We start from the raw sequence: 14654 nt of genomic DNA, 5'->3' as shown, positions 1-14654 counted from the left end.
GCGCCAACTTCCTGAGCCTGGGTGCAGGTGCTGACCGTGTCGTACTGCTGGGTAACTATGTTGCCGGTACCTACAACACAACAGAAAACGGTGTGAACCTCAATGCACAATCCACAGCAACAGCAGTGGCCCGTGTAGTGACAGACACCATCAACCTGGGTAACGGTAACGATACACTGGTCACTTACGGTGCGATCAACCTGGCTGGTGCCATATTGAGCAATATTGAAAGCATCTCGGCCAATTCGGCCCTGGTGATTACCGCATCTGAATACAACGCCTTGGTCGCTGCGCGCAATGCCTTATCTTTGAGTACACCGGTCATCACATTTATTGGTAATACCTCGCATCAACTGACGATTATTGATGATGTAGGTGGTATCAATAATATCGACCTGTCACTGATTGCGATTACGGGTGGCAATCTGGTGTTTGACGTGACATCGGCATCGAATGCAGCGGGTGGCGGTGTCAACAATATGACGACCTCGAATGCAATCACCACTTCAGGTGGGGCGACGGCGATTGCGGGTATTGTAGGGACCTCTCCAACCAACGGCGGCGGCATTGCATTGAATCCGACGGTGTTGACTGCAGGTGGGGTGTTTAATGGTGTGGCAGGTATCAATGAGAACTTTACTGGTACGGCGGCAACGCTTGCGGGTACGACTGTGAATGGTAATGCGGGCGACAGCGATACTATGACTTTGAGTGGAGTGTTCTCGTTCGGCTCTGGTAACCAGTTGAATAATGGTGTGGGTGGTGGAATTATTTCGAATATCAAAGCTTTGAATTTAGTTGATGGATTCTTTAACCTTATTCAATTTGCTAATGCAAATACAGGAATTACAACTATCAAGGGCGGCACAGGCAATGAATCAATTGACTTGTTGAACACAGGATCTACTTTCCTGGCAGGTAATATTAATTTGGGCACTGGTATAAATCAGTTGACGCTGGAGGGTAAAACTTATACGGGTACATTTATTTCCGGTTCTGGTACTAACGACAATTTAGTATTGCAAAGTGGTGGAAATAATATATCTGGTGCAAATGTTAGTGGTTTTGAAAACGTCAATTTCTCTGGCGGCGGAAATTTCACAATGACAGCAGCGCAATACAATGCCTTTACCGGGACCGTAGTAGGAACCAATACTGAAACTATAACGTTAACAACAGCGGGCTCGATTATTGGTGCAGCGGCAATTGAAAACTATGTATTGGCTAACGGCACCAATAATTTTTCTACAACCAGTACCAACCTCGTATCTGTGACAGGTGGCACAGGCATTGATAATTTTACTCTGTACGCTAATGTCATTAATGCAGCCGCTAACGGTGGTATTAACGGTGGACTTGGAATTGATACATTAAGTGCTGGCGTATTATTTGGTGGTGCTATTGATTTGAGTACCAAAGTAGTTGGTTTTGAGATTATCTCTATTGCAGCTAGCACGAACTCAGCATGGACGATCAAAAACGAAGACGGTTCAGATGTTACTTTGTATTTGTATAAAGATGCTGGTGGTGCTGATCTCAGTAATATCACCCTTGGTTCTGGTGGCCAAACACTCAATATGATGGCACAGGGTACGGGTAACATTACCATCACTGGTGGTTCCGGTGCCGATACAATCAACTTGTCTACAACATCGGTCGGTATTGACAGTATCGCCCCAGGCTCAGTGATCTCCGCCATAGACACGGTTGCTAACTTCAAAGTTGCAGGCGGAGACGTGTTCAAGACAGGCACGGCCGCAACAACATTGAATGCATTGAATATCGCTACCGCAGATACGGCGACATTTGCCGCAGCCATCGCAACGGCGGCTACTGCTGCTGGCGCGACATTGGCAGCCAATACCCAGGCTTACCTGATTACGGTCACTGCCGGTACTGCAGCCGGTGTTTATGCCTTCCAGAATATCGGTGGCTCTACCGGTACAGTGGATGCAACGGACTTTATCGTGAAATTGGTTGGCGCCGGTGCCATCGTTGCAGGTGATTTTGTTGCTTAAATTTTCTTGCTTGAAATGTGACTGAAGAATTGGCAGATCCTTGCTGGATCTGCCAGGTATTTGCCTCATGCCATCAATATTATCCGTATCGCTATTATCTGGGATATCTATGCTTACCATGCTCAAACGCTTGCTGGCAGCAGCGGCTTTCTTTTTATGTTCCGGCACCTTAGTGCAGGCTCAGGAGCTAACCCATCTGGGTGTTCCTGCCGCGCGCATGATTGCCATCAACGGCAATATGTCATTCTGGGGCGGTGCTTTGCCACAATGGAGTGTATGGCAGGTCGGTCAGTTGGCGCCGACAACTACAAATTCTTATTCGGTACCCGTTGGCTATTCGCTGGTGATACTTGAAATCGAAACCATGCAAAATCCATTGGCGCTTGCAGGAAATGCCAGGCTGTACCTGAGCCCGCCTGGGCAAGCAGGTACGGGTATAGTCACGTTGCTGCATGTACCCCTTGAAGCAAGTACCGGCTATCCGATGAAAACGCAATTGCTGTCGGCTGGTGTACGTATTCCTGGTGGTTACGGCATGTTTTGGGGTGCCTATGTTCCGCAAAATGGCGGTAACGCCACCTTGAACTGGATCATGCGTGGTTACCTCGTCAAAGAGTGATTTTTGATGCAATACATATCTTCAGCGAGAAAAGCGAACTGGCAAGCCTGGTAATAACGCAGCCATTTCGTTTTTCTGAATAATCTGCTTCTTGCATCATTTCCCCACAGTCGATCTGTCCCACACTGCCATACATGCTTTGTGCCATGCCTTTGCATGCCTAGGATGGCAAGTTGCGCGTGTACGTTTCATGTTATTCCTACCAATACATAATAGGTGATAGTATGAAACGACAGGTATTGCTTATCCATACGGTAGTACTGCTTGCAGCAGATGATCAAAAAACTGGGGCGGCAGGTAAAGTGCTGGCACAGACGAGAAAAAACTCATCGTAACGGCATTTTAATGAAAAATGATATCTTCATCATACTAATATGGCCTTGACGCCGCAGATTTCGTATTTTCTGAAACGATGGCGCCGGTTAATGCTGACGTTTTCTCAGGCATTAGGTATGGTGCTTTGCCTGATGCCGGGTCTGGGTCTTTCATGCGCTGAGGCAGCGAATTCAGTAAATGTAGCAAATCCAGTACTGTCATCAGGGAACAGCAATCGCTGGCAGCCTTTGAGTGACAAGGTATTTCAAAACCTGACAACCGACAATGGTTTACCTGCCATCGTCATACAGGCTCTTGCCGAAGATACCCAGGGTTTCATCTGGTTTGGAACGCAGGGCGGACTGGCTCGCTGGGACGGCTACCGCTTCAAGATTTATCAACAAAACTTAAAAGACGTAAATGCCCTGCCAGAAAGTTCTATCCTGTCCCTGCATATAGACCGTTCTGGTCGCTTGTGGGTGGGCACGAATGGTGGGGGGCTGGTGCGGTATGACACTGTGCATGATCGTTTTGTACGCGTACCTGTGGGCAAGAATGGTACGGGTGATGGGACTATTTACGACATTGCCGACGATGGCGACACAGGATTATGGATTGCAACTTCAAATGGCGTAGATCATTACTGGCCAGATACGGGCCAGGTATCACATGTACGCCATGTGGAGAATGACTCAGGAAGCTTGCCCAGTAATGTGATTCGTACCGTATTGCGCGACAAAAGTGAGACCTTATGGATAGGCACGCAAAAAGGATTGAGTTATCTTGATGGAAAAACCAAAAAATTGAGCCACATGGCTTTTTCTGCCGTGCTTGCTGAAAGCCCCAATATCAGATATCTGGAACAAAGCAGCGATGGACTTATCTGGGTTGGCACAGCGAATCACGGGGTCTATCTCATCGATCCCCTGGCCGGTAATCCCATATCGATCAAAGCTGCCGGTTACCGTGGTGATGAATTACGTAACGACACCGTCACTTTCATTAAGGAAGTAGCGCCTGGACAGATGTGGGTAGGCACCGTCAACCACGGCATTGTTGTGCTGGATAAACAGACCATGCTGGCGCAACGCCTGATACATGATACAGCCGCCGCCAGCAGTTTAATTGACGACACCCCCGAATCGATTTTGCAAGACCGTGCCGGCACTATCTGGGTAGGTACTGACGATGGCGTAAGTCGCCACAATGTCAGACAGTCGGCCATTCTGGCGATGAATGGTGGTATTGGCGCAGTCAATCGCATCAAGGATAAGAACGTCACTTCTGTATTTGCTATGAGCGATGGCAGGGTCTGGCTGGGCTTGAAAAATAACGGTATTCATATTATTGACCCCGATGCAGCGACCGTAAGCTGGTTAAAACCGGATGTGCGACAAGCGGGCAATCCACCTCCGGACTCTGTATTTACGGCTTTTACTGAGCCCGTCAATCAAACCATCTACATTGGTTCACAACGCGGTTTGTATCGTGCCAATGCAGATGGTAAGCAGATGCAGCAAGTGCATTTTGCGCCGCTTGATGCGGTAATGCCTGTCAATGCCATCATTCAGGAAGGCAATCTGCTTTGGGTGGGGGCCGAAGACGGTTTGTGGCGCATAGACCTGTCGGGTGATTTGCGTGTCACAGGCGGCAGAGCGAAAAAGGTCATCAATGACGGCCCGGTCGAAGCACTGGCCCTTGATGCAGATAATATGTTATGGGTAGGTATGCGTGGCAGTGGCCTGTACCGGATTGACCGGGCGACCCTCGCGCATACCCATTTTCTGGCAGATAAAGGCAATCCTGCGGGTTTGTCATCCAATATTGTAACCACCATACTGGTAGATGCACGCAAGCGTCTATGGGTAGGTACCATGGGTGGGGGCATTAATGTTAGCGTGGTCAGTGTGGGCAGTGTGTTGTCGACTACCGGCAGCAAACTGGAGTTCCGGCAATTGCAATCGATACACGGTATGCCCAGCGATCTGGTGGATACGTTGATCGAAGACCACCGGGGGCAGATCTGGGGTAGTACCGATGGTGGTATCGTGGTGATCGATCCGCTGGATTTCAAGATCAAATCGCTGCAACGTGCCGACGGTGTGGCAAGCTCCACTTATTGGGCACATTCTGGTGCGGTCACATCACGTGGTGAAGTATTGTTTGGCAGTGCTGGTGGCCTGACTATCGTGAACCCCGAACTGATCAAGCAATGGGATTATGATCCACAACTGGTGATTACCCATATTGAAGCAGGTGGGAAGGTTGTTCAGCCTCCGCTATTGTCTGATCAGAATTTTAAGAATCCAATTCAGATCAAACCAGGCAGTAATAATATTGCCGTGGAGTTTTCTGCACTGGATTATTCGACGCCAGTCCGTAACAGGTATGCGTATCAATTGGAGGGCTATGATACCTCCTGGCTGGAGGTGGATTCAAATCACCGCATCGCCAGCTATACCAATCTACCGCCAGGCGACTATCGTTTGCGTATCAGGGCGACCAATCGTGAAGGGCGCTGGGCGAAGCAGGAAATATCTTTACCCATTCGTGTGTTCCCTGCCTGGTATCAAAGCTGGTGGTTTGTGTTGCTGGTAATGCTTGTCGTTGCCGTGGGGATCTTCATGCTGATACAGAAGAAGACCAGTAATTTATTGCGTCGCCAGCGTCAATTGGAAGTGCAGGTCTTGTTACGCACGGCTGACCTGAATATTAAACAAAGTGAGTTGAGTGTCGCCAATAGCGAATTGCTGGAAGCAAATACGCATTTGAGTATCGCTAATACCCAGCTCGCCCGGACCAACGACACCATGCGTCTTCTTGGTGATATTGGCAGAGGCATCACCGCCATTCTGGACGTGCAATTACTGTATCAGTCATTTCATCAGCATGTGGCAGATTTACTCGATAGCAGCCGTTTCTCCATATATAGAAAAGACAGTGTCACGGGCGGGTTTCAATTGGTGTTCGGGATTGAGCAGGAAATTGCTACTGATGACCTGCATCAGTTTCTTTTTGCTGAAGCGTCGTATGTGTCAAGAGTTGCCGGTAGTGGCGAGGATTTACTCATGGATACCGCGCCAGATTTGCAGATGGCAGGCATACCTGTGTATTTGCAAACGGCTTACCTGGTGCCATTGTTTGCATCCAATGCGGTACTGGGCGTTGCCTGTCTGTATTCGACCAGCGCTCATGCCTATGGTGAACGTGAAAAACTGATGTTTTCCACCATTTGCTCTTTTGCCTCCGTTGCTCTGGATAATGCCGAAGCACATCAGCAACTGGCACATGCGATTGATACTTTGAAAGACGCGCAGCAGCAACTGATCTTTCAGGAAAAAATGACCGCTTTGGGAACCCTGACTGCCGGGGTAGCGCACGAATTCAATAATGCAGTTAATTTTTCACATGTCGGTGCGCAGAATCTGGAACATGATCTGCAACGGTTTTATACCATGCTGTTGAACATGGCCGGGAATGATGCAGATCAGACTGTGATCGAACAATTTCGCGATAGCTTCACCGGCTTGCAGATGCATGTGAAGAGCGTACTGGATGGTACTCGTCAAATCAGACAGGTGGTACAGGATCTGTTGACTTTCAGCCGGGTCGATGTGTCGCTGCGCAAGCCGGTATTGATTGTCAATAATCTGTTGACGTCTATCAAACTGTTGCATAGCCAGACTCAGGATGCGATGGAGATTCAATGTGAGCTGGATGCAAATCCAATGATAGATTGTGCTCCGGGTCAATTGAACCAGGTATTCATGAACCTGATTCTGAATGCCTATCATGCGATAAGAGAAAAACAGATTCAGACAAATAGTGATGTTGCTGGTCTTCTTGCGATACGCAGTTCGCTCGACGTCAATTGCTTGTTGATTGATTTTGAAGACAATGGAACAGGGATTAAAGCTGAACATATGGAACGTATTTTTGAACCCTTTTTTACCACCAGAGAAGAGGGCGTAGGCCTGGGACTGTCAACATCGTACAGCATCATCCGCGCGCATGGCGGTGATATCACCGTGCAGTCTGAATATGGACGCGGTAGTTGTTTCACCATTCGCCTGCCCATCAAAGTTGCGCCGTATTAAAACGGATTAGTCTGCGTTAGTGAATGCAAAGCGTCATCGTAAAACCCCCCAGTACAGTCAAAACTGGTGACGACGCATTTGCGATTCACTGGTGCTTCAATAGTGATTCGTTTGTGTTTTTTATTTATTCAGTCTTCGCTTGTGCCGTAATCTGGTCCGTGGACCAGCCGCCACCCAATGCCCTGACCAGTTGTACCGTTGCCCGTCTGTGTTTGGTATTGAGATCCAGGGTACTACGCTGAGCCTGAAGATAGGCAGTTTGTGCCACGATCACTTCAATCTGGTTGATCACGCCCTGCTGGTAACGCTTGCTCGCCAGTTCCAGCGCACGCTGGGCCGATGTGGCTGCCAGGCTATCGGCTTTTGCTGCTTCGCCATATTGGACCAGTAATGCGAGTTGGTCTTCAACCTGCTGGAAGGCAGACAGTACGACGGTACGATAACGCTGCCCGTTTTCATCCAGCACGGCTTCAGCATCTGCGATCTGTGCTTTGCGGCGACCACCGTCCAGCAGGTTGAGGGCAAGTGTTGGCCCCAGTACCCAGTACAGATTGGGCATTTCTACAAATTTTGCCAGATCACTGCTTTGCAAGCCTGCAGATGCATTCAAGTTCAGCGTTGGGAAAAATGCGGTTTTGGCCATGCCCAGTCTGGCTGCTGCCGCCGTCACACGCAATTGCGCCGCCGCGATATCTGGCCTGCGTTGCAGCAGTGTAGACGGTAGGCCAACCGGTATCAGTGGCGTCGTCACGGAGATGGCCTTTGGTGTGATGGAAAAATTCGATGCATTGGCACCGGTCAGTGCAGCTATGGCATGCTCAAGCACGGCTCGCTGCCCCTGCACCTGCTGCATTTGTGAACGTGTTGATTCCAGTTGAACCTGGGCGCGCGCTACATCCAGACCAGATGCAATGCCATTTTGATGGCGCCGCTCTATCATTTCTACGTTGCGGGCATAGGCAGCGACTGTTTCGCGCAATAGCCTTGATTCTTCATCCATACCACGCAAGGCAATCAGTGTATCCGCCAGTTGTACCTGCAATGCCAGTTTGGCCGCTGCAAGGTCTGCCTGGGCGGCCTGTTCCTGGGCGACACCGGCATTGACTTGCTGACGCACACGGCCCCAGAGGTCAACTTCATAAGCAAAGTCGAGACCGAAGGTGGCGCTATTATATTCATTCGGCGAATTAGGCCCCAGTACACGCAGTGGCCGACGTTCTGACTGCCGGTTACGTTGCACGTTGGCAGAAGTGCCCAAGCTAGGGGATTGCGCAGCCCGCAATACATCCGTTGCCGCACGTGCCTGTTGATAGCGTGCGAGGGCAGTTGCCAGGTCAGGGCTATTTTGTAACAACTGTTCTTCCAGCGCATTCAGTTCAGCATCCTGGAAAATGCTCCACCAGGCCTGGCTGGGCAAGCTCACATCAGTTTCTGCGGTGGTCCATGCGCCTTTGGCTTCCTTGAAAGTGGCTGCAACTGTCACGCCACCTGGCGGTGTCACCGGGACCTGACTGCAGCCTGCGCACCATAGGGCGAGTGCCGCTGCGACATATCGTTTCACGGTGTGCCTTTCTGGGTGTTCTGATGGTTCTGACTGCTGGCGGCAATACGCACCAGATCGCCGTTTGCCAGTCCGTCCGGAGGACTTTCAACGATACGGTCCTTGCGATCAATTCCAGCGGCCAATTCAATGACATTGCCCATATCCCGTGCCACCGTGACCTGCTTCAACACTACGCGGTTATCGCTATTGACGGTAGCGACCTGCACGCCATTCTTGCCTATCATCAGCGCACCTGGCGGCACACTTACATTTTCTACAGAGCTTGCGGCAGCAAAGCTGACTGTGGCAAAACCGCCTGGTAACAATTCTCCGCTTTCATTATTGACGGAAAGCTGTATCAACATCGTGCCTGAACCAGGGCTGATGGCCTGCGCCAGCGATTCAACTTTTGCTGCATAACTGCGACCAGGGCGCTCTGGTACGCTGACCTGGGCGACGCTACCGCTACGAATGACGGCCAACTGACGTTGCGGCACGCTGACATAGACACGCAGGCGACGCACGTCTGAAATCACAAACAATTCACTGCCTGGTGCACCACCGACATTGATCAGCGCACCGATGTCGGTATTGCGCGCAGTGACTACGCCATCAAAGGGAGCTACCAGGCGAGTATAAGCTTGTAGTGATTGCACGCGATCCACGTTCGCCTGCAAGGCTTTGACTACCGATTGTCTGGCCGTCAGGTCACCGGTTTTTTCATCAACTTCTTGTTTGGATACCGCATCCGAACTTAGTAATGCCTGCCAGCGCTGCGCGGTGCTGCTTGACAGTGCCAGGTTGCTTTGGGCCGTGGCCAGTTCCGCCTTTGCTTGCAGCAGTTGCTGGTCCAGATCCGGTGTTTCTATTTGTGCCAGCAATTGCCCTGCCTTGACCTTGCTGCCTATATCAACAGTCCAGTTTTTCAGGTAGCCGCTGACGCGGGCATAGATGGGGGCACGAGCCCATGGCTCGATACGGGCTGGCAATTCAAGCTGGGCAGCACTGATATTCGATGCTGATAGCAAAGACACCGTTGGAATATTGCGCTCACCCGTGCTTTGCTTCAGTTGTTCAGCCTGTGAGCGGCGACTGATAAGACCTGTGATGACGACAATAATGGCGACAGCTGTCAGGGTCAGGCCGAACAATTTTTGCCGGGAACGCAAGAAATCAGTTTTCATTGGGATACTCCTAAAGCGGGTTGCGGCAGTGCATATGTACGGCGGCGGGCTTGCCAGTCATGTACAAGGCTGAAGACGACGGGGACGAATACCAGGGTGGCCAGGGTAGCAAAGAGCAGGCCGCCAATGACGGCCCTGCCCAGTGGAGCATTTTGCTCGCCGCCTTCACCCAGCCCCAGCGCCATGGGCAGCATACCTATAATCATGGCGAGCGCAGTCATCAGTACCGGACGGAAGCGCACGAATCCGGCTTCCAAAGCCGCGCTCGAGGCATCGCCCAGTTCTGCCAGTCTTTCCCTGGCGAAGCTGATGACCAGCACACTGTTGGCCGTGGCTACACCCATGCACATTATGGCACCGGTCAGTGCGGGCACAGACAGGGTCGTATGGGTAGCAAACAACATCCAGATAATACCCGCCAGTGCAGAAGGCAGGGCAGAGACGATGACAGCAGGATCAAGCCAGGACTGGAAGTTCACCACGATCAGCAAATAAATCAGTAACACGGCACCCAGTAGTCCAAACAGCAGACCAGAAAAAGCCCGGTCCATGGTGTACGCCTGACCCAGTAATTGTACTGAGGCACCTTTGGGCAAATCTGCCGTGGTGTCGGCCAGGACGCGGCGGATATCTTCACTCACCGCACCGAGGTCACGGTCTTGAATGGCAGCGTGGATCTGTACCATGGGTTGTACATTGTACTGGCTGATGAGCGCACTACCGGTGCTGCGTTCAAAAGTGGCCAGGCCACCCAGTGTAGTTGCATTTGTGGTGATGCCATTGCCAACCGGTAGATTGGCGAGAGCAGCGAGAGAATCCAGCTGGTATTGCGGTGTCTGCATGACGATGGGGTAACTGACGCCATTGACCGGATTCAGCCAGTAGGTTGGCGCTACCTGGCTGCTGCCGGCAAGATTGACCACCAGACTGTTGGTGACATCACGCGTGGTCAGACCCAGCAGTTGCGCCTGGGTGCGGTCAACATCCACATTGAAAACGGGCGCCTTGTTGGATTGCTGTATGCGCGCATCTGCCACACCGGGAATGGCACGTATGCGTTTCAGCAGTTGCTGTGCATAGGCAAAGTTAGCGGTGATGTTGTTACCCCGGATCTGCACATCTATCGGTGCGGGTGCGCCGAAATTGAGAATTTGGCTAACGATATCGGCTGGTGGAAATGAAAACGTGGTATCCGGAAATTCACGTGGCAGGATATCGCGCAACTGCCGGATGTATTCAGCGGTAGGGCGATGGCCTTCGCGCAATGCAATCTGAAAGTCCCCGTCTTGTGGTCCCATCACCCCGGTGTTGTTGTAGGTAAGATTGATACTGCTTGGTGGCAAGCCGATATTGTCGACCAGTGTCGTGATTTCTTCAGCCGGTATCACGCGGCGTATTACCTGTTCAATACGGGCGAACCGGATGGCGGTTTCTTCCACCCGTGTACCGACAGGGACACGGGCATGCATCAATACCTGACCCGAATCGACTGAAGGGAAGAAATTGCTGCCGATAAAAGGTAATAACAGGAATGACAGTGCAGTCACTGCCAGGAAAGCAATGATGAAGATGGGGCGATGGCTGATCGCCGTTTTCAGCAAATTCTTGTAACCTTCCCGCAGGTGTTCAAAACGTGCTTCAAAATTACGCTGGAATCGCAGCAGTGGATTGCGTGTCTTCGGTAATGCATGCGCGTCCGGGTTATGGGCTGCATGTGCCCGCAGCAAATAATTTGCCATGGTCGGCACCAGAGTGCGTGACAGCAGGAAAGAACAGATCATTGCAAAAATCACCGCTTCGGCCATGGGCACGAACAGGAAGCGCGATACCCCTTCCAGGAAAAACATGGGGATGAAGACGATACATATACATAGCAATGAAACCAGGGCGGGTGTGACAATCTGCTGCGCACCGTCCAGTATGGCGGTTTCTACATCCTTGCCCTGTTCCAGGTGCCAGTTGATGTTTTCTATGGTGACCGTGGCATCGTCCACCAGAATACCGACGGCCAGCGCCAGGCCGCCCAGCGTCATCAGATTCAAGGTTTCGCCAAAAGCTGCCAGCGCGATGATGGAACCAAGGATGGACAGTGGTATCGATATCGCGATGATGACCGTGGAACGCCAGCTACCCAGAAACAGCAGGATCATCACACTGGTCAGCGCGGCGGCGATGGCCCCTTCCAGCGCTACCCCGCGTATCGCTGCCCGCACAAACAGCGATTGGTCATTGATGGGCACCACCTTCAGTGCTTCTGGCCACGAGGGTTTAAGGGCAAGCAGTTTGGCCCGGATATTGTCGACAATCGCCAGTGTGGATGCCGAACCATTTTTCAGTACCGACATCAGCACTGAACGTCCGCCGTCGACATGCACGATATTGGTTTGCGGGGCGTTACCGTCATGCACGTCTGCCACATCGCGCAAGTAAATGGTACTGCCATTCACTACTTTGACCGGCAGTCGCCCCAATTCTTCAATCACCGAAGGGGCACTATTGAGTTGTACGGTGTATTCCAGGCTGCCTATTTTTTGCGTGCCTACTGGCACCAGGATGTTTTGGGCGGCAAGTGCCGCAGAGATATCCTGGGCAGACAGGCCACGTGCCTGCAACGCTGCCGGTTTGATATCTATCTGTACCTGACGCTGTTTGCCGCCGTAAGGCAGGGGAATCGCTGAGCCTGGTACTGTAATTAACGGTGTACGTACGGTATTCATGCCCAGATCAAACAGATTCTGTTCCGACAGGCCCTGGCCGGACAGCGCAAGTTGCAGAATCGGCACAGTGGCCGCGTTGTAGTTGAGGATCAGTGGTGGGGTGATACCGGCTGGCATCTGGCGCAATGCCACCTGCGCAATCGCCGTTACCTGGGCATTGGCAACGGCGATATTGACACCAGGTTGAAAGTAGATTTTGACGACACTGACACCGGAATAGGTATTTGCTTCTATGTGCTCAATATCGTTCACCGTTGTCGTCAGGCTGCGCTGAAACAAGGTGGAGATACGGCCCGCCATCTGGTCAGGCGGCAAGCCAGTATATTGCCAGGCCACAGCGATGACCGGCATGCGTATCTCGGGAAAAATATCGGTAGGCGTACGCAATGCAGCCAGAGGACCAACTATCACCAGCACCAGGGCCATGACGACAAAAGTGTAAGGGCGTCGCAAGGCAACGCGGACGACATCAATCAACACTGTAGGGCTCCGGTGGACTGTGGCAGGTAAGCCTTGTTGGATGAAAAAAGCATGATCATGGAACGCATTTTACATTCGCCTCTAAATGGGTGAAGTGGGTGCTATGGGTGCAATACGTGCAATAGGTGTGAATGCAGACCAGAATTCATCCTTATTGATGAAATGAGTTCCAGCTAGTCCGGGAAACTGTACAAAGGGTAAAAATGATCACGCAACAATCCGCCCGGATAGCAGGGAAGGCACCTGGAACGACATGCACCAGGGTATTGATGCGATGGCTGGTCAGAATACTAGTGGGCAAAAATAATGCCCAGCGGCTACCAACATGCACCATATACCAGATAGTAAACAAACCGGGCATCTATGAATAGTGGGGGAAATGCGCATAAGCTTATGAATTGTATTCATGAATGAGTAATGATATATCCCTGCCGTGATAGTGTCGGAATCCTGCCACAGGATTGTCACGCACTTGTTACATGCCAGCTACCTGTCCAAAAAAATGCCCAATCAACCGGCATGCCAATCAGATGAGGCTTTTTCAGTTATCATGTCATTGATAGTTGCATTTATGTCTATTTCACGACTTCTGAGTCTTGTTTCTTGCGATGCCACTCTGGCTACAGAATGCTATGTACGCCAACGAACAGACTTTAAACCGATTCCAGTACATTCTGATACGCATGGCATTTGGGTCTGGATAATGTTCCATGCCGAAAAGGCTCTCTTTCAAATCTGGCGGAATCTACCTATGGTGCCCATTCTTAGCTGGACTTCTACTATGGAGAAATAAATGAAACAGCAAATAAAATTGATATGCGGTTTGTCCGGCCTGCTTCTGGCTGCTCATGCAAGTGCTCAGATCACGTTTTATGAAGGTGAGGGCTTCCGTGGGCGTACCTTCAATGCCAACGGACAACAGTCTAATTTACGCAACAGCGGCTTCAATGATCAGGCCTCGTCTGCGATTGTGACCAGTGGTCGCTGGGAAGTCTGTGATGACGCCAATTTTGGTGGTCGTTGCATGGTGTTGCGTAAAGGCAGCTACGATACCCTGTCAGGCATGGGTTTGAACAATCGTATTTCATCGGTGCGCCCTCTGCGAGGTAACGGTCGTTATGAAAATGAAGCACCAGCGCCCCTGGATACACCCAACTATGAATACCGCCGTCGCCCGAATGAAAGCATGTACGAAGCACCCGTCACATCGGTGCGCGCCGTGGTTGGTCCACCAAGTGAACGTTGCTGGATCGAACGTCAGCAAGTACAGGGCGAGCGTAGTGAGCCAAATGTAGGCGGTGCCATTGCCGGTGCCTTGATAGGTGGCATTCTTGGTCATCAGGTTGGTGGTGGTACTGGTCGCGATCTGGCCACAGCCGGTGGTGCCGTAGCAGGTGGTGCACTGGGCGCCAATGTGGGACGCAATAATGGCAACAGTTACCAGCGTGACGTGCGTCGTTGCGAAACTACAGCGAATAACAAGCCCGAGTACTGGGACGTTACATACAATTACCGTGGCGTAGAACACCGCGTGCAAATGAGTACGCCTCCGGGTTCCACCATTTCTGTCAATCGCAATGGCGATCCAAGATTGTAATCCTAGTACCTGATTGCGATTGCATCCATGGCTGGTGATGGATGACAACATGGCCGTATGCTATTGCCAGCATACGGTCTGTTT

Annotated in this window: 7 protein-coding genes; 4 read left to right on the top strand and 3 right to left on the bottom strand. The window is 51.2% G+C overall.

Features of this window, described 5'->3' with window-relative positions; translation table 11 throughout:
* The 3 genes from H8L32_RS21210 to H8L32_RS21200 form a co-directional block, all read left to right on the top strand.
* On the top strand, positions 1–2018 hold a 2018-nt coding region (locus H8L32_RS21210; protein ID WP_186949257.1), incomplete at its 5' end, for a beta strand repeat-containing protein.
* 109 nt (positions 2019–2127) lie between these two features.
* Positions 2128–2637, top strand: coding sequence for a hypothetical protein (locus H8L32_RS21205; protein WP_186949256.1), 510 nt, complete (start codon positions 2128–2130; stop codon positions 2635–2637).
* A 425-nt stretch (positions 2638–3062) separates the two neighbouring features.
* Positions 3063–7049 (top strand): two-component regulator propeller domain-containing protein, encoded by a 3987-nt coding sequence (locus H8L32_RS21200; RefSeq protein ID WP_186949255.1) that lies wholly within the window; start codon positions 3063–3065, stop codon positions 7047–7049.
* A gap of 124 nt (positions 7050–7173) precedes the next feature.
* On the opposite strand, the gene H8L32_RS21195 is transcribed toward H8L32_RS21200, so the two are convergent.
* Genes H8L32_RS21195 through H8L32_RS21185 form a run of 3 tightly spaced genes read right to left on the bottom strand, consistent with a single transcriptional unit; the run spans position 7174 to position 12970 of the window.
* The gene (locus H8L32_RS21195) at positions 7174–8610 is read right to left on the bottom strand and encodes an efflux transporter outer membrane subunit (RefSeq protein ID WP_186949254.1); all 1437 of its coding nucleotides are present in this window, start codon (positions 8608–8610) and stop codon (positions 7174–7176) included.
* Positions 8607–9776, bottom strand: coding sequence for an efflux RND transporter periplasmic adaptor subunit (locus H8L32_RS21190; protein ID WP_186949253.1), 1170 nt, complete (start codon positions 9774–9776; stop codon positions 8607–8609). The genes H8L32_RS21195 and H8L32_RS21190 overlap by 4 nt, the downstream gene beginning before the upstream one ends.
* A complete protein-coding gene (locus H8L32_RS21185; RefSeq protein WP_186949267.1) occupies positions 9773–12970 on the bottom strand; it encodes an efflux RND transporter permease subunit in 3198 nt (1065 codons plus the stop codon). Before H8L32_RS21185 ends, H8L32_RS21190 begins: the two co-directional genes overlap by 4 nt.
* Before the next feature lie 796 nt (positions 12971–13766).
* Here H8L32_RS21185 and H8L32_RS28205 point away from each other — a divergent pair.
* Positions 13767–14570, top strand: a complete 804-nt coding sequence (locus H8L32_RS28205) for a beta/gamma crystallin-related protein (protein ID WP_186949252.1) — start codon at positions 13767–13769, stop codon at positions 14568–14570.
* Positions 14571–14654: the final 84 nt, after the last annotated feature.

The sequence above is a fragment of the Undibacterium hunanense genome, assembly GCF_014284335.1.
Classification (GTDB): Bacteria; Pseudomonadota; Gammaproteobacteria; order Burkholderiales; family Burkholderiaceae_D; genus Undibacterium; species Undibacterium hunanense.
This window is presented reverse-complemented; position numbering and strand designations above follow the sequence as displayed.